The 19,047-nt window shown below is 51.0% G+C and carries 18 protein-coding genes; 9 read left to right on the forward strand and 9 right to left on the reverse strand.

The features are described 5' to 3' along the window. The 5 genes from MKX42_RS24020 to MKX42_RS24040 are packed head-to-tail and all read left to right on the forward strand — an operon-like array spanning position 1 to position 5,321. A complete protein-coding gene (locus tag MKX42_RS24020; protein ID WP_340755151.1) occupies positions 1-1,179 on the forward strand; it encodes a YheC/YheD family endospore coat-associated protein in 1,179 nt (392 codons plus the stop codon). After that, positions 1,180-2,553: a YheC/YheD family endospore coat-associated protein gene (locus MKX42_RS24025; RefSeq protein ID WP_340755153.1), complete on the forward strand. Its 1,374-nt coding sequence runs from the start codon at positions 1,180-1,182 to the stop codon at positions 2,551-2,553. Beyond that, complete coding sequence (locus MKX42_RS24030; RefSeq protein WP_340755155.1) at positions 2,550-3,662, forward strand: YheC/YheD family endospore coat-associated protein; 1,113 nt, start codon at positions 2,550-2,552, stop codon at positions 3,660-3,662. The genes MKX42_RS24025 and MKX42_RS24030 overlap by 4 nt, the downstream gene beginning before the upstream one ends. A 28-nt stretch (positions 3,663-3,690) precedes the next feature. Further along, positions 3,691-4,209: an N-acetyltransferase gene (locus MKX42_RS24035; protein WP_340755157.1), complete on the forward strand. Its 519-nt coding sequence runs from the start codon at positions 3,691-3,693 to the stop codon at positions 4,207-4,209. Beyond that, positions 4,191-5,321 (forward strand): YheC/YheD family endospore coat-associated protein, encoded by a 1,131-nt coding sequence (locus MKX42_RS24040; RefSeq protein ID WP_340755159.1) that lies wholly within the window; start codon positions 4,191-4,193, stop codon positions 5,319-5,321. Before MKX42_RS24035 ends, MKX42_RS24040 begins: the two co-directional genes overlap by 19 nt. 182 nt (positions 5,322-5,503) lie before the next feature. On the opposite strand, the gene MKX42_RS24045 is transcribed toward MKX42_RS24040, so the two are convergent. After that, positions 5,504-5,956, reverse strand: coding sequence for a hypothetical protein (locus tag MKX42_RS24045; RefSeq protein WP_340755161.1), 453 nt, complete (start codon positions 5,954-5,956; stop codon positions 5,504-5,506). 396 nt (positions 5,957-6,352) lie between these two features. Between MKX42_RS24045 and MKX42_RS24050 the strand changes: the two genes are divergently transcribed. Continuing rightward, positions 6,353-6,805 (forward strand): DUF6843 domain-containing protein, encoded by a 453-nt coding sequence (locus tag MKX42_RS24050; protein WP_340755163.1) that lies wholly within the window; start codon positions 6,353-6,355, stop codon positions 6,803-6,805. Between the two features lie 5 nt (positions 6,806-6,810). On the opposite strand, the gene MKX42_RS24055 is transcribed toward MKX42_RS24050, so the two are convergent. The 3 genes from MKX42_RS24055 to MKX42_RS24065 all read right to left on the reverse strand — a co-directional run bounded on the left by MKX42_RS24055 (position 6,811) and on the right by MKX42_RS24065 (position 8,778). Continuing rightward, entirely contained in the window at positions 6,811-7,767 is a 957-nt protein-coding gene (locus tag MKX42_RS24055) for a hypothetical protein (RefSeq protein ID WP_340755165.1), read from the reverse strand. Between the two features lie 85 nt (positions 7,768-7,852). After that, positions 7,853-8,485 carry a class I SAM-dependent methyltransferase gene (locus MKX42_RS24060; RefSeq protein WP_340755167.1) on the reverse strand — a complete coding sequence of 211 codons (633 nt, stop codon included), beginning with the start codon at positions 8,483-8,485 and terminating at the stop codon, positions 7,853-7,855. A gap of 41 nt (positions 8,486-8,526) precedes the next feature. Beyond that, on the reverse strand, positions 8,527-8,778 hold the full coding sequence (locus MKX42_RS24065; protein ID WP_340755168.1) for a hypothetical protein: 252 nt from the start codon (positions 8,776-8,778) through the stop codon (positions 8,527-8,529). Between the two features lie 123 nt (positions 8,779-8,901). On the opposite strand from MKX42_RS24065, the gene MKX42_RS24070 reads away from it, so the two are divergent. Both MKX42_RS24070 and MKX42_RS24075 read left to right on the forward strand, forming a co-directional pair. Further along, entirely contained in the window at positions 8,902-10,092 is a 1,191-nt protein-coding gene (locus tag MKX42_RS24070; RefSeq protein WP_340755169.1) for a pectin acetylesterase-family hydrolase, read from the forward strand. Between the two features lie 43 nt (positions 10,093-10,135). Further along, positions 10,136-10,753: a TetR/AcrR family transcriptional regulator gene (locus MKX42_RS24075; RefSeq protein WP_340755170.1), complete on the forward strand. Its 618-nt coding sequence runs from the start codon at positions 10,136-10,138 to the stop codon at positions 10,751-10,753. Here the strand turns inward: MKX42_RS24075 and MKX42_RS24080 are convergent. From MKX42_RS24080 to MKX42_RS24090, 3 genes are read right to left on the reverse strand one after another with little or no spacing between them, the layout of a single operon-like run. Further along, a complete protein-coding gene (locus tag MKX42_RS24080; protein ID WP_340755172.1) occupies positions 10,728-12,086 on the reverse strand; it encodes a sensor histidine kinase in 1,359 nt (452 codons plus the stop codon). The two genes, MKX42_RS24075 and MKX42_RS24080, sit on opposite strands and share 26 nt — an antisense overlap. Next, positions 12,083-12,760, reverse strand: a complete 678-nt coding sequence (locus MKX42_RS24085) for a response regulator transcription factor (protein WP_340755174.1) — start codon at positions 12,758-12,760, stop codon at positions 12,083-12,085. Before MKX42_RS24085 ends, MKX42_RS24080 begins: the two co-directional genes overlap by 4 nt. Before the next feature lie 22 nt (positions 12,761-12,782). Further along, a complete protein-coding gene (locus MKX42_RS24090; protein WP_340755177.1) occupies positions 12,783-14,744 on the reverse strand; it encodes a serine hydrolase domain-containing protein in 1,962 nt (653 codons plus the stop codon). 796 nt (positions 14,745-15,540) lie between these two features. Between MKX42_RS24090 and MKX42_RS24095 the strand changes: the two genes are divergently transcribed. Further along, complete coding sequence (locus MKX42_RS24095; RefSeq protein ID WP_340755179.1) at positions 15,541-16,041, forward strand: NUDIX hydrolase; 501 nt, start codon at positions 15,541-15,543, stop codon at positions 16,039-16,041. 128 nt (positions 16,042-16,169) lie between these two features. Here MKX42_RS24095 and MKX42_RS24100 read toward each other — a convergent pair whose 3' ends face one another. Beyond that, entirely contained in the window at positions 16,170-16,763 is a 594-nt protein-coding gene (locus MKX42_RS24100; RefSeq protein WP_340755183.1) for a CueP family metal-binding protein, read from the reverse strand. Between the two features lie 52 nt (positions 16,764-16,815). After that, a complete protein-coding gene (locus MKX42_RS24105; RefSeq protein WP_340755184.1) occupies positions 16,816-18,807 on the reverse strand; it encodes a Na+/H+ antiporter in 1,992 nt (663 codons plus the stop codon). Between the last annotated feature and the right edge of the window lie 240 nt (positions 18,808-19,047).

A 19,047-nucleotide genomic window follows, 5' to 3' on the forward strand; every position in this document is an offset into this window, starting at 1 on the left:
ATGACCACAACAGCAATGGGGTTCCTTGGCATTATGACAGGCCGTCGCCACGGGATTCCTCCCATCGCAGAGCCGGAGTTCTGCAGTCATCTCTGCCGTGCGGCCCCGCTGTATGAGCTGAAGGTCCTTGTTTTTCATCCGGAGGATGTGGCGGCGGACGGCTCCTATGTCCGCGGATATCAATGGCAGAACGGACAATGGGAGCCTGCGCAGGCTCCGGCGCCAGACATTCTCTATAACCGCTGCTTCTACCGCACACCGGAGGAGAAACGAGCAGCATCGGCTGCCCTGTCTGTATTGACCCGCTGTCTGCCCTGGTCACGCGGGCTTCCTGATAAATGGGGAGTCTATGAGATTCTGCGGCGCAACCCCGCTACTGCCGCCCTGCTGCCGGAGACTGAGCTATACAGCAGCCGTGAAGCGCTTGGCAATATGCTCGCCGGAAGGGAATACGGCGTTTTCCTGAAACCCCGGACCGGCTCCCACGGCAAGCGCACCCTGCATGCTGTACTGCTCGGCAGAAGCGAAGGCGGCGGAGTGAAGGTGCGGGGCAGAGACCGGGATAACAAAACTTTTCAATACGTTTTCGGTACGCTGGACGAAGGTCTGGACTGGATCGGCCGCTTCATCGGCCAGCACCGCTATATCATACAGCCTTACCTGCATCTCACCGGCAGCGGAGGACAGCCGTTCGATGTACGTGTGCTGATGCAGAAGAACGGCACCGGTGCCTGGACCCTGACCGGCATGGCCGTCCGGCTCGGCACCCGGGGATCACTGACCTCCAATCTGCACGGCGGAGGCACGGCCGTTCCCACGCTCCCCTTCCTGCTGGACGAATACGGCGCGGCAGGAAGAGACCTGCTGGAGGAGCTGACCCTGGCGTCTGCGCTCCTGCCTCCGCTGCTGGAAGAATCCTGCGGCAGACTAGGAGAGCTGGGCCTAGATTTTGGCATCGATGCCGGAGGGAGACTCTATCTGCTGGAAGCCAATACCAAGCCAGGGCGCACGGTGTTCCGGCTGACGGGCGACCGCCGGGCTGCTAGACTCGCCGCCGAGAACCCGCTGCGATATGCGCGCCATCTGCTGCTTACCTCAAGCAGCCATCACAATCTGCCTCCCGGGCAGCTCCGTTCACACGGGAGAATGATATCTATGGTTCCAAAGGAGGATTCATAAATGGGTCTCACTTTTTGCAATGTCCATTTCACCAAGCAACCTGATCGAGTAGTATATGTCTCGGGTGAACTGATGAGAAGCCTGAAATTATCCGGCAAGAAAAATATCCGCCTGCGCCTCGGAAAAGATGCCATCCCGGCCACCATCAAGCCGATCAAGCGAGCCGGCAAGCACCTCTTCCTGGCCTCGGGCGTCAAAAGCGCCATCAAGGTCCCGAAGTCAGGCGGTATCTACCTGCGCAATCTGCAGAATGACGAGGTGCAGCTAGGGCCGCTGGTCGGTGTGCTCTCAGACGGACCCTCCTCCGCATCTCAGCCCTTCGGCTCCCGCACCGGCTTCATCAAGCAGCTGCTGCGCGAAGGCAGCAACAAATGCTACATCTTCGCCTTCATGCCTCGGGATATCGACTGGCAGCAGGAACAGGTCAACGGATATTTTCTGACGGCAAGCGGCCGCTTCGAGCGCAAGCTGGTGCCCCTGCCGGATGTCGTCTATAACCGCCTGCCCAGCCGCAGAGCTGAGACCTCCCCATACATCAACCAGTTGCGCGAGCGCTTCGGACGCAAGAAGATTCCGTACTTCAACTGGAGCTTCTTCAACAAATCGGATGTCTACCGGCTGCTGGAGAATGACGGGGCAGCGAACCGCTTCGTGCCTGAAACGCACAGTAACCCCAGCTCCGAACAAATGCGGGATATGCTCGACCGTCACCACTTCGTCTATTATAAACCCTCGGCCGGCAGCCTGGGACACGGTATCTACCGCCTAACCTACCTGCCGAAGAAAGGGTACTTCGCCCGTTACCGCAGGAGCGGCAAGAATGTGCTGCTGCGCTTCACGACCTTCGACAGCCTGATGCGCATGCTGCGGGGACGCCACGGGCAGAGCATGCAGAACTATGTGGTCCAGCAGGGCATCCGCCTTATTGAGATCGACAACTGCCCGATTGATTTCCGCTTCCATATGCACAAAAACGGCAGCAATCAATGGGTCGTGGTCGGGATCGGTGCCAAAAAAGCCGGACGGGGCAGTGTCACCACCCATCTGAAGAACGGCGGAGCGCTACTGACCCCGCAGCAGGCCCTCGGCCGTGTGTTCGGGGCCAGATCAGATGAAGTGCTCCAGCGCGCCAAGACCACTGCCGTCAAGCTCGCAGAATCCCTGGAGATCCAGCACCGCCATCTGCTCGGAGAGATCGGGTTCGATCTCGGCATTGACCAGGATGAGGATATCTGGATGTTCGAGGCCAATGCCAAACCGGGACGCTCTATCTTCCGCCACCCCTCCCTGCGCGCTGAGGGCAAAGCTTCCATTGAGCACATCCTGGAGCATTGTCTGTATCTCAGCAAATTCCGCAGGAGGGATGACTTGTGAACAGCCGGATACCCGATCCCAGCAAACCCGTAATCGCCATTCTGACTACCAGTGACCGGCTTAAGCAGTTCCGCGGCAACCGCAATAACTTTCGCGACATTATCCGTACTGGCAGAGAAATGGGCTATATGGTCTATGTCATCACGGTCCGTGACCTGAAGCTGAATGAACAGATCGTGACCGGTTATGTACCCTCCGCCAGCGGGAAGATCTGGTATGCCCTTCCTGTTCCTCTGCCGCAGGTCATCTATAACCGGATTCCCAACCGCGAGGAGGAGGAGAAAGCACCGGTCGCGCGCAAAATTGCCGAGTGCCTGGAGCATCCCGAGATCTCGCTGTACAATCCGAGCTTCTTCAATAAATGGAATCTCTTCGAGTGGCTCAAGGAATCCAAGGCCACCTCAAGGCATGTGCCCAAAACCCGCCGCCTGCGCAGCGCAGCGACCCTAACCGCGATGCTGAAGAATCACGAGAGCCTCTATCTCAAGCCGGAGAAGGGCAAGGCGGGCAAAGGTATCATGCGGCTGGGATACCGGCCGGACACTCTCCTTCCCTACCGGCTGCAGATTCAGAGCGGCAAAAAAAACACGACCTACAAGGCCGCGTCTGTCGAACGGCTGTGGGCCCGGATCGGCCGCGAAAAAGGGTCCGCCCGCTATATTGTCCAGCAAGCGATCGTGCTTGCCGGACACCGCGGCCGCCCCTTCGATCTGCGGGTGCTGCTGCAGAAGAACGGCCGGGGCGCCTGGGCGGTAACCGGCATCGGTGCCCGGCTGGCCGGGGCCCGCAGCATCACCACCCATGTGCCGCGCGGCGGCAGCATTGAAGACCCCTCCAGCATGCTGGAGGGAACCTTCGGACCCGAGCAGGCAGAGGTTATCCTGAAGAATGTCTCTACCACGGCGCTGCTGGTTGCCCGGCAGATTGAGCGGGCTTCCTCCAGCATGCTGGGCGAGATGTCGATGGACCTCGGGGTCGATGAAGAAGGCGGAGTATGGTTTTTTGAAGCCAATTCCCGACCGATGAAGTTCGACGAGCCGGCCATCCGCAAGCTGTCACTCGAACGCATTTTCCAATACGGCAATCATCTGTCCCGCCAATCCAAATAATCCATTATCCGTCAAAGGAAGTGACACCATGCAGATATCCTCACTCTACGACAGCAATCCCGTACAATGGGAATCCAGGCGAACCGGATTGCTTGAGTTCCTGAGGGAGTATGGGGAGCAGCGGATTACACTTCGCGGGTGCAGGAGGCTGGCCCGGCTGACACCGGATCAGCTCGCCCTGCCGGGGGTCTCCCTGCTCGTTGCCACAGTCCGGGGTCAGAACGGCCGCCAGCTCGCAGGCGTTAGCTTCGTGTCCGGCTTCGGCAAGGAGGCCTGTGTAGTCGCCGTTCATCCCCTGTACCGGAACAGGCATACGGGCACAGCCCTGCTTGCTGCACAGCTGGAGCGCCTGGGGCAGCTGGAATGCCATGTCGCCTGCGACAATGCAGCCAGCCTCAAGATGTGCTTCAACATCGGCCTTGCCGCTGTTGACCTGGTTACCGGCCCTACAGGCAAGCCCACCTTGCTCTTACGTTCCCCGGGGAGCGCAGTTGATCCCGCCATTCTCCCGCAAGGAGGTGAACTCCTGTGCCAGAGCCCGTCCTAGGCATCCTCACCCTGTATCTGAACGACGCCAAGCAGCTCGAAGAGAAGAGTGTATACCGGAGGATGATTATCGAAGGCAGCCGGATGGGATTGGATGTGTTTGTGTTCACCCCGGCAGATGTACATGTCAGCAAGGACCTGATCAATGCTATGGTTTATGATGTCAAAAGCGGAGTATGGTCGCGGAAATGGCGCTCCTTCCCGAATATGATCTATGACCGCTGCCGGATTCAGCGCAGCCAGCGCTTCCAGCAGCTGCTGCGCTTCCGCGCGCGGTACGACCATCTAACCTTCCTGAACCGCCCGCTGCGCAATAAATGGACGGTTCATCAGACCTTCTCCCAGCGGAGCCGCTTCCGGCCCCATATGCCGGAGACGCTGCTCTACCAGTCCTCTGCCGATCTGCACCGGATGCTGAAATCCAGCCCCGTTGTCTATGTGAAGCCGATCAACGGCACCGGGGGGCGCGGCATCCTGCGGATCGAACGCCAGCGGGAAGGCAAGTCTCTCTTCGATATCCAGGGACGCCGCCAGAGCCGCCAGATTATCGCCCCGCGCAAGGTGTCGCTGAACCGGCTGGAGACCATCGTCCGCCAGTGGTGCATCAGCGGTAAATTTCTCGTGCAGCAGGGCATCCCGCTGCGGCTGCCCAGCGGCCGGTTCCACGACTACCGGATGCTGGTGCAGAAGAACGGTCAAGGCAACTGGGAGTTCACCGGCATGGCCGGCCGGGTGGGCGCCGCCCGCAGCGTCACCTCGAACCTGCATGGCGGCGGGCATGCCATGAAGGCGGAGACGCTGCTGAAACAGTGGCTCGGCAGCGAAGAGCGGGCTGACAAGGCCATGCGCACAGCCGAGAAGCTGGGGATCGAGGCTGCCGCCTATCTCGAAGACAGCTTTGGTGCTCTCTGCGAGCTGGCCCTGGATCTGGCCATCGACCGCGAGGGCAAAATCTACGTGCTCGAGGTCAACCCCAAGCCCGCCCGCGAGGTCTTCGCCCGCTCCGGCGACAACAGCACCTACCACAAAGCGCTGGTCCGCCCGCTGGAGTACGCGATGTGGGTGTATAAGAATAAGAACACGCCTAGTTCTTCTAAGGTGGTTGAGGAGTAGAAGAAGCCCATTATACGCAAAATAACCGTCTCCCTGAGAGTATCAGAGGGCGGTTATTTTGTAGACGGAGTTTAATCCGCCTATATACATAGATGAGGTGTACCGTTATTATGCTCGTTATGCAGCTTTCAGAGAAGCTTACTGGAGTAATCTATTTTAAGCCAAACTTTTTTATCTTGAACTTAATCTTTCTTATCAATGTTAAATACTTTCAACTTTTCATCAGGCTTGAAATCTACACAATTACTAAGCACTATTGTGTAAAAATCATTGGTTTCTTCTTTTTCAATTTTCTTACAATAATAAGTCATTCCTTTTCCTGAACTCAATGCATCTCTGCTGTTGTCAATGCTCCAAGTGATTGTCTTACCCTCAGTATATACATCATTAATTACAAAGCCACTATCAATAGGCTGAGGAATTAACATTAAATAATCGGATTTTTCATGATTAAAATTATCTATAAAGTTATCTATCTTTTTTAAGTCATTGTTGTCAAAATTAAATAAAATAGGAAGATGACTTGACTCACTTATGTTTTTATCTTTCTCAGTTAAAGTCTTCATCAACAAAAACACCAATAAAATAACCAATAAACTATTTATCACTAATGCAATTCGGTTTAATTTATTCATAACATCTCTCCTTAGAGGATTTTTCAGGAATTATTTACACAAAAATTAACCTGTAAATTATAGGAGATAAACTTGTTTCATAGAATGTTTTATTTTAGAGCTGCTACTTTAAAGATCTTACTTCCCCTTTGACCATCTTCATAAGTAAGTACTAATCGGCGCACCTCCGTACCAAACCACCCTCGTTCGTCTTCTGTTGTAGACGGATAGCGTAAAAAAATAAAGAAACATAATGTGTTACTGTGTATAAGTCGCCACCTCCAATAGAAAAGACTATCCCTACACCTAAAAACCAAATGCCTACTCCCATTGCTGCGCTTAACGCAATAAAAAACAAACTCATTATCACTGTATTCTGCTTTGGCGTGGTTAATCTAAATTCCGGAGGTAGAAAAATTGAGAAAGACACTTCTCCTACTGATACCGTTGTTGTTATTATTGGTCCTTTTATTCTGCAGCACTAATAAACGCAATCCAAATATTTATCTTATTCCAAAAAATTATGTGGGTTGGGTACAGATTATTTATGATCAAGAGGAGTTTAACGCTATCAAACAGGATAATGGTAGAAACATTTTTACCATTCCTGAATCTGGAGTATTAAAAACATCCACTCCAGATGTTGAATATGGGATGTCTTTCGAAGAATTTTATTACTATGATGAACAAAATAAGCAGCAAAAATTAGATGTGGATCAAATGATCCACGGTCACACTATAGGCGACGGAGAGTCGGTTAGTAGTTCCGGTAAAATCGAGGGGCCTACGGTGCAGAGCTTTTTTGTAGGAACAGAAGCTGAGCTTAAAAATACTCCTGATCCTGGTTATCCTGATGAACTAATGAAATAAGGAGTTTAATCCGCATGACTGCTTAGATGAAGTGTACCGCTATTATGCTCCTTAAGCAGCTTTGAGAAAAGCTGGCTGGAGTAATCTATCTTACGCTCAGGCAAATCGCCGGTAAGTATAATTTTCAACATCTGAAGCAGACGCTTGCCCGTTAATTCCCTAGGCCCGGAAGACCATTGTCTGATACTGGGGTATAGATAGATCAACCCGCTGTAACGAAAGGCTGCTCGCAATCTTTCATAAAAATCAGCATAGCTGAGGGAGACACCGTTTGCGATAAGTTTGTTGTAATACCCTGTGGCATCTTCATAGTTGAAATAACTGACCAGATCGATATAAAAAGGGGCGTAATGACACCACCCGAAATCAATAATATACGGCTCTCCCTTATAATCATGCACATGTGAACCATCTACCGGCTGCAAATCTCCATGCGTAAGAGTCAGGCTGTCCTTCTCACCATACAAAGAAGCCATATCACGCGCAAAAGTGTGGGCTTTCTCACGCAGTAATGGCAGATAAGCGCCAAATTCCCGGCTAAAATCCGGATTTTGCACAGTTAGCGCTTCAAAATGATCCACCGACAATGTCGTAATGAAATAATCCTCCCAATACTTACGGTCAGCGCGGGGAAGCCACGGCATCTCAGAACCTCTACACAGATTACGGGCATGGATTCTTGCCAGTGCCTCTGCAACTCTTGGTGTCCAATTCAGGCCTAGCGGAGGCGTTTGGATCTTCCCCAAGTCCTCCATCGCCATCCACTTAGGCTCATCTGTCTGGATATCCGGTGAAAAGGCTGCTGGCGTGTTCCGGTGGCCTTGGTCAGTTAACCTTTTCATAGCCAAACGTTCTTTCAGCGCCGCTTTTTTAAAGATCACACTTCCCCTTTGACCCTCTTCATATGTAACTCCTATGCGGCGCACTTCCGCACCAGACCACCCGCGTTCGTCTTCTGTCATAGACCCTTGCTCCAAATGAAGGACCTTTCCTCGCCCTAGTACATCAGCTAAACCTTGTGCAGCGAGGAGCATATGAGGTTCCACATTAATTCACCTGCCCTGCTAAAATTATGCTTTGACAAGCCAAGCTGCAATGAAGAACAAAAGAACGTGGTCCCAATACAAATAACAAGCAAAAGAAGCACAAGACCTTAAACTTTTTGATATTGAAATAAAACAATAGCTCTCTATAATTTTTCGCGCTTACAGTTGAGGCATAGGCCGTTCCATTAGGGACCAATACGCGGTTGATTTCAGAGAAAATCTTCTTGTGGTCCTGAAAATGGTACAGCAGATGGTTCGCAATCAAAACCTCAAATGAATGGTCCGGCCAAGGCATCTTCTCAGCATCAACGATTTCATATTCAAACCGCTCTAGCGGATCATGGATATTCCCTTTTGCCGTTTCAATCATCCCTCTTGAGGCATCAGTCAAGACAATTTCTGATCTAAGCGGAACTTCACTCAGTTTTTTCGCCCACAACACACCTGTTCCGCAACCGATTTCTGCAATCTTCATACCCTCGGTAAGTCCCAAATGCTCAAATACCCATTCATGCCAATCCTTCTTAAGTTCACAATACTGATACAGCTGTATTCTTGCATTCAAGCGGTGTTCATTGGAATACTGGTCTTCAGAAAATTTTTGGACATGTGAAAATAATTCATCTCTGTTCATTAACTGTATATACCTCCTATTTTCTCTTTGAGCTTTTTATTTTACTCAAGCAGCTCGCTCAAATTCTCAGAAGTAAACTCCCGCTCCATCCCCTTGATCTCTTCCAGTGTATACCTTGACGTCTCGCCTTCAGAGACAACGATAGTATAGCCTAGCTCTTCAATATAACCGGCGGCGGTCTGCTCATCAGTCTGTTCCCCAGGAGTGTTCTGGTTATTGTTACAGCCAACCACGGCCAGCAGCACGAGACCTAGAACAAGGGAAAAAACTGCATATGTACTTAGTTTTTCCATGTAGATAATACTATCATAAATTACTTTATTTAGGATGTTTAATCTTGAAACTTGCGAACCATTAATTACACACCTTGTATAACGAATACACCTATTGTATACTCCAATTAAAGGAGCGATGACATGCGAAAAATAAAGAAAATCACATTAATCACAGGGTTAGGACTAATGAGCCTGATTGGGATTGCTGTTCTTGCGGTCAACGCTTTTGTAATCCAAAGACCGGTCACTGTAACCCCTGTCATCGCTGAAGCGAAGCCATACGAGTGGAATAAGGTGAAACTGGGCGGAAATACCGTTTCCAGTGATGGATCAGAGTATTTCATGTGGACTAAGCGCGGTGAGAGCAACAACTGGATCATCTTCTTTTCCGGCGGCGGGGTCAGCTGGGATGCCCGGAGCGCTGCCCACCCCATTAAAATTATGAACTTTATTAAAGGCGGGGATACAGGCAACTATTTCGCTGACATTCCGTTCTATATGCTGACTTTGCTGGGCGGGATGATGGATACGGACAACCCGGATAATCCGTTTCACGGCTGGAATGTGGTCTACCTCCCTTATTCAACAGGTGACTTCCACATTGGTAACCGCACCGTTACCTATCCGCGAAAGGACGGGAGCACCTTCACCATGCGGTATAATGGGCGCACTAATGTGCGCAGCAGCCTTGACTGGATCTATGCGAACGTGGTTAAGCCGGGTAAGCTGCTGATTGCAGGCGAGAGCGCCGGGGGATTCGGGTCCGCCTTCTGGGCGCCCGAGATTGCTTCACATTACCGGGATGCTGAGATTTTTCAATATGCGGACAGCTCCTTCCTGAAGTCAGATAAGTGGCCGCAGGTGATGGCGCAGGAATGGAACTCGGATTTCACTGCAAACTTCGGGTATGCGCCGGAGGCAGATATTATCGGGGCTGCTTTTCGGGCAAATGGCCGGCTGCTGCCAGCAGGTACGGTGCTTTTACAAGCCTACTCGGTATACGACGAGATTCTGATCCACTTCCAGAACAAGATTAACGACCACAATGGTCCACGGGACCAGAAGCTCATTAAGGCGTGGTCAGAGGAAATGCGGCAGTCGGTAGCTGCTCTAGCGGCCACGGTTCCTAATTATTATTACTATCTGACCGACTATGGGCTGAATGCAGCCAACGGGACCACCCCGCACACTTTTTCCACCCGGGAGACCTTCTATCAGGCGGAGCAGGATGGTGTGAAGCTTGTGAAGTGGCTGGGGGATGTGGTCAATCAGCAGAATCGCTATTCTGTAGGCAGCGAGTTTTTGGAGGCGTCGGCAACCGCTCAGGAATAGATCCAGCAGCAATATTTTCGTATGAAGACAGGAGAGAGGATCATTGAATTTACGTGAAAAGCAAATGCAAATGACCAAAGAGCTCATTAAGGAGGCCGCGCTGGGCCTATTCTGTACTCAGGGGATCGAACGCACGGATATGACACAGATCGCCGGACAAGCCGGGGTCTCCCGCCGCACGTTGTACCTTCATTATAAGGACAAGGAAGATTTAGCCGCGGAGCTCTATGTCGATAATCTGGAGCAGATGTTTGGACAGCTGCTGTTTGATTTTGATTTTGCCCGGCCTATTCCCTCCCTGGAGAAGATTCTGGATCAATATCTGGCGCTTAGAGAGCATGAGGAGGCGTTGATCTATTATGATGCTATTTTTGGAGTGTATTACAGCACCCTGTCCAAAGATCCGGCGGAGTTGCCTGATTTCAAGAGAGCTATGGAGGTCTGGTATGCCCGGTACATAAACCTTGAGACCGCAGCGGTGGCTCCTGAGCATCAAAAAAAGTGGCTGGACCTTCTGCAGAAGTCCACCCACCTGTATTTCATGTATTTACAAAAAGCGGTTATTCTTACCCGACAGCGGGGCGGTTCAGTTACCGGGGAAGACCGGGCAGCGGACCGGCAATTCAAGGATTTCATTATGGCTGGCGTACGGGCAACCTGACTATAATCGTCGTGCCTACTCCTGCCGCACCGTCTACCTCAATACTGCCCTGATGCAGGGAGACGATTTTTGAAACAATGGCCAGTCCCAGACCGTTCCCGCTATTACTTCCATTCCGCGACTTGTCTACTGTATAGAATCTTTGGAACACGGCGCCCCACTCTTCCGGGGAGATCCCGATGCCATTATCGCTGATAGTGACGGCAACTTCGGCTGCACTGTGGTCTATACGGATGCTGATCTTCCCGCCTTCCGGCGTGAACTTGATGCTGTTGCTGAGCAGATTCATCCATACCTGCTTCAGCTGATCTTCATCCCCTGTTATATGAACAGCTTCCGGCAGTTCCAGATCAATAATGATGCTCCGGGCTGACCACTGCGGCTCACAGGTCACCACGATGGTTCTGATCTGCTCGTCCAGCCGGAAGGTGACTGCCGTGAAGGGGTGATGCTCGGAATCCAGGGAAGCCAGCTTCAGCAGATTATCACTTAGCCGTGACAGACGTCCGCTCTCCGCAATGATGATATCCAGATAGTCCTTACGTTCCTCTTCGGCAATTAGATCATTGCTCTGCAACGCCTTGGCAAAACCGGATATGGAGGTAAGCGGTGTCTGGATTTCATGGGAGACATTGGAGACGAAATCCTGCCTCATCTGCTCCAGCTGCTTCAGTTCCCCCGCCATCTCCACATAGCTCTGGGTCAGCTCCCCGATCTCATCCACACGGTTCATTCTGAGATCCACTTCGAAATCACCTTTGGCCAATCTTCTGGTGGCATTCGTCAAAGCCTTGATTGGCTCCACCAGGTATCTGGCAGCGACAACAATACATACACTTCCCAGCACAAGCACCAGCAGCAGCACAAAGAGTACCAGCCGGTTGACAAGATGTTCGTTCTCGGCAGAATACTGCAGGAACATCGCCCGCCACTCCCCCTTGAGCATGAAGGGCATCCCGATGAACGTATCATCATCTTCCGTGGAGGAACGATAGACTTTACCCTGCAACACTTGCCGGACTGCCTCTGGGGTGATGGTCACAGCCGGACTATCCGAGAGCCCGTAAAAGGTATGTTCTCCGGACGGATGGTACAGGTGAATAGGATGTGCGGATACCTTAACCATACTATTCAGGAACTCGTCCGTATCTGCAGGCTTGGCGTCATCATAGCGGTGAATAATCTCCCTGCCCACTGTGAACATCTCGTTCTGTCCCTCATAACTTATCTGCTTCTGAAATACATACAAACCGATGAAAAAGGAACAGATCAGACTAAAGACAATAATGCCAAGAAACGTGAGAATGATCCGGACATACAATGTCTTGATCATGGCTCAGGGATCAGCCGGTATCCCAGGCCACGGGCGGTTTCAATCTGAAAACCCTCGCCATTGCCGCTGAACTTCTCCCTCAGCCGGCTGATATGTACATCTACAGTCCGGCCGTCCCCTTCATAATGGAGTCCCCAGACTTGCTGAATGAGTTGTTCTCTGGTGAAGATCTGCCTGGGGTGACTGACCAGCAGAAACAGAAGATCAAATTCCTTCAAGGGCAGCGTGACCGGTGCCCCGCCGCGTGTAACCTGAAAAGTCCGGCGGTTAAGCACCACATTGCCGAGCTGCACGGACTGGGAAGTAACTACCAGTGAGCGTTTGAGCAGCGCTTTTACCCGCATCACCAGCTCCACCGGATCAAACGGCTTGGTCAGGTAATCGTCCGTTCCGAGCTGAAACCCTTTGATTTTGTGGGCGGATTCCGCTTTGGCCGTCACCATGAGGAGAGGGAGATTGGCATCCGAACGCCTGATTTCCCTGCACAGCTCCCAGCCGTTCAGTCCCGGCATCATAATATCCAGAATGACAAGATCGATCTGTGTGTCCTCTATGATGGACAAGGCCTTGGTGCCGTCCCCGGCTTCTTCGAGGTGGAACCCTTCCTTTCGCAGATATAGATACATCAGCTTTCGGATATTGTCATCATCATCCGCGATAAGTATTGTAGCCACGGTCATCCTTCTCTCTTAAGCGTTATCCAAACTGCCAGCCGAGCAGATTCCAATAGTAGAAGAAGATTGTTAGTACGACAGCCGAAAGCGTCACTAACGTATAATGCACCCGCTTCAGGACGGTCCAATACTTATTTTTCCAGACCAGTACAGCCGAGACCAACATTGCCAAGGTCAAGCCCGCCATAATGATTGGCATAACCAGACTGACAGACAGTAAAGGACTGATACCGCTGAGCTTCTGCATAATGTCCATGGACATTATAATCATAAACAGAGTGATAAAAGACAACAGTGCCCAAACGGAAGTTCCCGCCGATAACCGGATGGCCCGCTTTTCCGGGAGCGTCATCGCCTTGAACCTGCGTCTGAAGAAGATAGGTCCAGGCAATGCCGTTAGGAAAATGAATCCTACGACACCAAGCAGGATGAGCCAAAACTTGCTCTGATCCAAAAGCGGCGTACGCTCGAGCGGCATCTCCGGAGCCATGTCCAGGAGCATATGTGTCACTGTGCCGGACTCATCCGTAAGGAAGCCGATCTGATCAGTCCCTTCCTCCAGCTGGAACAGGTTAGGAGCGATTGCTCTGTACAGCTGTTGTTCACTGCCGCTTCCCAAGGATATCTTGTTATCCACAACCGTAACATTCAGCTGGGCAAAAAAGTTAAAGAACTTGTCAATATCACTTATGTTGCGGCGTGTAAATTGATAGGAGCCGGCATATTTCTGCACGGATTCCGCGGAAGCGGAGAATTCCGGCTGCTTCACTTCGGAAGCGGGATAATACCGGTTGAACAAGGCCTGGACCAGATGGGTCGCAGCTTCACTGCCTTGACCGCCATTGTAGGATAAGAAAATCCCCAGCTGCTCGGCAGGTGCAAGATACAATTCCGTATTGAACATGGGATCGGAGCCGCCATGAGAGATTAATCTTACCCCGTTCACCCGCTTCTCTGCGAATCCGAGAGCTACTCCCGGCAGACGCTTATCGAGCTGGAATGCCGTTGAATGCATGAATGCAGCAGTCTCAGGCTTCAGAATCTGACCGTCGCCATATTTCCCGTTCTGCAGATGCGCGATCATGAAATGGGCCATGTCCAATGCAGATACGGTGCCCGAGCCGGCAGGACGAAATCCGCCCTCGAAGGTAGGTATGCCTGGCATAAAGCTGCCGTTCTCGCTATTATACCCTACTACTTGGTAAGGGATGAATGACTTCGGCAATGGTTCCACGACCGTCGAATGCTTCATGTTCAGCGGATCGAAGATATTCTTCTGAATATAATCATTATAAGGAATACCGCTGACGTCCTCCACGATCATCCCGGCAAGCGTGGCTCCATAGTTAGAATAGGCACTCATCTCACCGGGCGGTCTGATCCGGGCGAGCATATGTTTATTGAGTATCTCCGAGATGGAACCGGGCAATCCGGCAGGATCAGTGACGATCTGATAACCGACTCCGCCCTCTTCAAAGCCTGCTGTATGGGTCATCAAATGACGCATGGTAATGGGTTCAGGATAAGTGGCAGGAATCTTCACGGACTTCAGGTAGGTGTTAATGTCCGTATCCAGATCAATCTTCCCCTGTTCCACCAGCTGCATCACGGCTGTCCAGGTGAACAACTTGGTCGTTGAAGCGATTCGGAACATGCTGGTGGCAGGGTCAACCGGAGCCGCTTGCTCCAGATTGGAACTGCCGTACCCCTTGCCCAGAATGATCTTCCCGTCCTTGACGATGGAGATGACGGCTCCCGGAATTTGCAGCCGGTTCATATACTCTTCCATCATACCATCCACAAAGGCAGTCAGGCCTGCCGTATCCTCAAGATTGGCAGGTGCTTCAATCCGGGACCCCAGTGAAGCAGCTTGCCCTGTCTCCGCCTTGGCATGTTTCCCGGGAAATATAAGGCCTGCGCCTAACCCCAGCACAGCCAGCATGGCCATACCGGCGATCAGCTTTTTTTTCATGAATATTAACATTATTACCCTCCGCATCATCTGTCTATTTAAGGTTGAACTTCATCCGCCTAACACTTATAGAGATTATCAGAGTAGTGTGAATGGAACGTTAACAAAGCATCAGCTATAATTATCGGAATGAAGGGTCATCACCCGGAACAGCAATACAGACCAAACCAGAATCAGACAATACTTCCGTGACAAGTTATGTAACAGGACTGACCATTGAAGAACCGTCTCCCTCAGCGAGAAATAGAAGGATAATTTATCGTGTGCAACATATAAATTCTTATATTTAAAAAAAAAAAAACGAAAAGCTTCTCTGAATGGAAGTTCTTCCTTTTTTCATTTCATGTAGGTCTCTCTGGACTGCATAAGGGGGATGTGCTGGAATAGGAGGCTCTGCTCCAATACGAAGACATACTTCTACCTCCTAATGTTGCAGATTTTGCAACTTAAGTTCATGTAGACTTGGGCTGGGGGAGAATTGTTGCAGAAAATACAGGATTCTTCTTGCACCGCCGCTTGGATGAGAGGAAATCCTGCTGTTTGTGCAACAATTTGCGACTAAGGCCATTTTAATTGAGTAGAATGTTGCATTATGTGCAGGATTTCCAAGCTTCAGCGTGAGCCCCTTCACCCCTCTTGGTTAATGAAAAAAAGGGGGATTACCGCCGGATGTGGGGCACGTCCGGGGTCTGTACACTAACAGGAATTGTTCGGGAAACGGCTGGCGAATGGATGTACGCACAAAACGGGAGAGAGAAGGTTCTCTATCTATTTTATTTAATTCGAGATAGCTGGGGGGAAGGATAGAATGGTTGATATCAACGACAATTTTTATCGGCATGTGGGGGTCTATGGAATTTGCGTGGCTGATAACTGTATTTTGGTTATTCAAAAAATCTTAGGTCCCTACACAGGAAAATATGATTTACCTGGTGGCCGGTTAGAAAAGATGGAATCCTTAGAGCAAGGAATCACAAGAGAATTCCGTGAAGAAACAGGGCATACCGTTCGAAAACTTAAAAATATTGGAGTGTGTGATTTTTCTGTGATATGGACATTACAAGATAATACAGTAGAAAATTTACATCATATTGCTATTGTATATGAAGTTAACGTTGATTCAGAAGAGAGACCTTATACCATTGAATCGTTTGAAGGACAAGATTCAAACGGGGCTATTTGGCTGGCTCTTGATGAAGTAACTTCTAACAATTCATCCCCCCTCGTATTGCAGGCTATTGAATGGATACGTACTGGGACTATTCCTGTTGCGAGTGGTTCATTTGATTATAGAAACTTTAAATCGTAAAGGAGCGAGTCGGGAAAAATGCTGCAAGCCCAGCGGGACGGCTTAATTAAGAAAAAGCGCCTCACCGGGCGCTTTTCTTGTACCATAATCTAAATATAGCTGTAAGACATATAACAATCAGGATTAAATCAATTTGTACTAATGGACTGTGTTAATTGCATAGTAGTTAGGCAAGTATCATCGCTCTCAACGGTGGAAATCTCGGACTGGGCTTGTTTGCCTTCATGAGTGATCGTCATCCGGTAGTTCTGGTCGCGCGGGAGCCAGAGGTCGATGAAGCCGTTGGACTGGGATTTTACGGACTTGTTCATCACTTCCTTGCCTTCGGCATCTTCGATGTATACGTCAAATTCCTGGTCCGTCAGCTCTCCCTGGCAGCCGGTCAGGCTGTGCGTCGCGCAGGGATGCGTCTTCTCCACATAGGGGGCCACAGACAGGAAAAATTCATTCTCCGGCAGATCATAGGTTACTTCCTTAGGACCGCCGCTGTCCACGATAAGCTGGGTGGAGGTAATGGAGGCGGACTCGGAGGTCAAGGCACGCGAGCTGTAATCCGCCACCATTTGCTTGATATTTTGACTGGATGCTGCCTGACTGTCCGGCTGGGTGCTGACCGCTACTTCCCGGTTATCAGCCGTTTTACGACCCTCGTTTTCCGCATACCAAAAGATTCCAACCGCTACAATTGCTGTGCATGCACCAATCAAGATTTGTTTTCTCATATTCCGTATATTCATCTCCTTATGGAATGTAATGCTTCATATAGAATAGGGCTCAATAGCCCGTCTCTTCCCGCAGATCATGCTCCATGAACAGAATATCACGTTTCATTTCCTTCATGCTAGCTCTGGAGATCCGTCCGGCCTCGAACATCAGCTGAATGTGGTCACGTTCGAGCTGAATGCCCGCGCGGGACAGCTCGTGCAGCGACTCTTCGAACTCCCTCTTTGTAGCAGAGATAGACTCCTGACGGGTCAGTCTGAGCCGCCCCCGCTCATAACGAAGAATCAGGGAGCTAATTACCTCAGGCTCCATCTCCCCCGTATTCTGCAGCTCTCTCAGCTGTTCAAGAACGTAAGCGAAAATCCCGGACTGCAGCCGGTTCGATTCCTCACGCCGCTCCTGTGCGTTTAAGCGGACCTGCTGAATGACACCTGTGATTTCTTCCCAGCTTTTGAACGGAATCAGGTCATTCTTGTACTGCGGATCACGAGTGTATATGAACAGCTGCCGGTTCAACCGGTTCAGATAGCGGTAGGCCGTGTACGGGTTCACATCATGCTGCTTGAGCGCATGCATGATGTATTCCCGCTGCCACTTGAGCGCTGTCACCCCAAGCTTCCGTTCCATTTCCTCAGCGTCTTCATTCTTCTTCAGGAGGCGGATTCTGGCATTATAGGTGCCGGTCAGATGATTCAATGCCATGCGGGACTGATCTGTAGCCTGCTCCTGTAGACCGGCAACTACGTTGCGCAGAATTTCGATTTTGGCCTCGGCCTCCTCGGCATTATGCTCCGCTTCATGATCTGAGCCAAGCAGCAGCGGCAGCAGAAAGTTAGACGCCAGCAAGGTCCACAGAATGACACCCGCCGCCAGGAAAATAATCAGGTCCCTCGCCGGAAAGTAGGAGCCATCATCCAGGAAAAACGGCAGTGACATCGTACTCGCCAGGGTAATCGTACCTCGCACCCCCGACAACGTGAGAATGAGCGCCTTTTTGAATTCCAGCTTCCAGGGTCCCCGCGGCTCCTCGCCTTCGGGAATATCCATGACCAGCATCCAGATCAGCCTCAGACCTAGGACAGCAGCGGTTAATAGCAGGGTATACAAGATAACCTGGACATTTCCTATACCCGGATTGTTCCAAACTGTCTTAATAATCTCCGGCAGCTGGGTACCGAGCAACAGGAACACCAGACCGTTCAGGACAAAGATAATGACCGCCCAGGTACTTTTGGACACGACGCTTAGCTTGGCTACCTCAGGATTCATCTGCTTGTAGCTGAAGGAATGGGCGATCCCTGCACTGACCACCGCCAGAATGCCATTGACGCCCAGCTCCTCAGCGGCCATAAAAATAGCAAACGGCGTCAGGATCTCAATCAGCATATGTAAGGTGACATTCTCCATCCCGAGCCTGCGCAGCCACCGGACGATCCCGTATTTAATGAACGTGAGCACAAGGCCCAGCACCACACCGCCTAACGAGATGCCAATAAAGCTCAGGCTGGCCGTTTTGAAAGAGAAGGCGCCTGTAACCATAGCCGCAACTGCAAATTGAAAGGATACCAGACCCGATGCATCGTTAATCAACGATTCTCCTTCGAGAATCTGCATCGTCTGATGGGGAATTTTTACTTTTTGCTCCAGTGCGCCTACAGCGATCGCATCCGTAGGGGCCAGTGCCGCAGCCAGCGCAAAAGCAGCAGCCAGGGGCAATACCGGCAGCAGCCAGTGCAGGAAATATCCCAGCACTCCTACCGTTAGAAAAACCAGTCCCAGCGCCAGCAGCAATATTGGCTTTTTCAGCTTCCATAAGGCCACTTTATCGGCAAGCCTGCCGTCATTGAACAGCAAGGGGGCAATGAATAATAGCAGGAACAGCTCCGGGTTCAGCTCCAGCTCGAAATGCAGGGGCAGCCAGGTCAAGGCCATACCCAGCGCAATCTGAATAATCGGCACGGACAGCGACGGGATGAACCGGTTCACCAGATTAGACAGCGACACGGCTGCCAGCATCAACAAAATATACTCAAATAATTCCAATCGGACAAACCTCCATCTCTGCACTTGCTTGTGCAGATACTAAATTACGTTATGTATTTAAACTCAGTATAAACGATCTGGGAGGAAATATCCTCTTGGCGGCTGCTATTGATTACAAACAAACGGTTAATGTACGGGCATCGATAAACCATTTATTGCTGCCCACCCAGGTGCCAGCGTATAATTAACACAGACGAAGAACGTCCCAAGCCATCGCTGGCAGAGGGGCGTTCTTTTTTT

Source organism: Paenibacillus sp. FSL R7-0204 (assembly GCF_038002225.1).
Taxonomy (GTDB): domain Bacteria; phylum Bacillota; class Bacilli; order Paenibacillales; family Paenibacillaceae; genus Paenibacillus_AQ.

What these genes read in the sequence shown, in the direction of transcription:
- MKX42_RS24065 (WP_340755168.1), bottom strand. Translation starts at nt 8,778, where the DNA reads ATGGAAAAACTAAGTACATATGCAGTTTTTTCCCTTGTTCTAGGTCTC.
- MKX42_RS24095 (WP_340755179.1), top strand. Translation starts at nt 15,541, where the DNA reads ATGGTTGATATCAACGACAATTTTTATCGGCATGTGGGGGTCTATGGA.
- MKX42_RS24070 (WP_340755169.1), top strand. Translation starts at nt 8,902, where the DNA reads ATGCGAAAAATAAAGAAAATCACATTAATCACAGGGTTAGGACTAATG.
- MKX42_RS24045 (WP_340755161.1), bottom strand. Translation starts at nt 5,956, where the DNA reads ATGAATAAATTAAACCGAATTGCATTAGTGATAAATAGTTTATTGGTT.
- MKX42_RS24080 (WP_340755172.1), bottom strand. Translation starts at nt 12,086, where the DNA reads ATGATCAAGACATTGTATGTCCGGATCATTCTCACGTTTCTTGGCATT.
- MKX42_RS24060 (WP_340755167.1), bottom strand. Translation starts at nt 8,485, where the DNA reads ATGAACAGAGATGAATTATTTTCACATGTCCAAAAATTTTCTGAAGAC.
- MKX42_RS24025 (WP_340755153.1), top strand. Translation starts at nt 1,180, where the DNA reads ATGGGTCTCACTTTTTGCAATGTCCATTTCACCAAGCAACCTGATCGA.
- MKX42_RS24100 (WP_340755183.1), bottom strand. Translation starts at nt 16,763, where the DNA reads ATGAGAAAACAAATCTTGATTGGTGCATGCACAGCAATTGTAGCGGTT.
- MKX42_RS24020 (WP_340755151.1), top strand. Translation starts at nt 1, where the DNA reads ATGACCACAACAGCAATGGGGTTCCTTGGCATTATGACAGGCCGTCGC.
- MKX42_RS24090 (WP_340755177.1), bottom strand. Translation starts at nt 14,744, where the DNA reads ATGTTAATATTCATGAAAAAAAAGCTGATCGCCGGTATGGCCATGCTG.
- MKX42_RS24055 (WP_340755165.1), bottom strand. Translation starts at nt 7,767, where the DNA reads ATGACAGAAGACGAACGCGGGTGGTCTGGTGCGGAAGTGCGCCGCATA.
- MKX42_RS24035 (WP_340755157.1), top strand. Translation starts at nt 3,691, where the DNA reads ATGCAGATATCCTCACTCTACGACAGCAATCCCGTACAATGGGAATCC.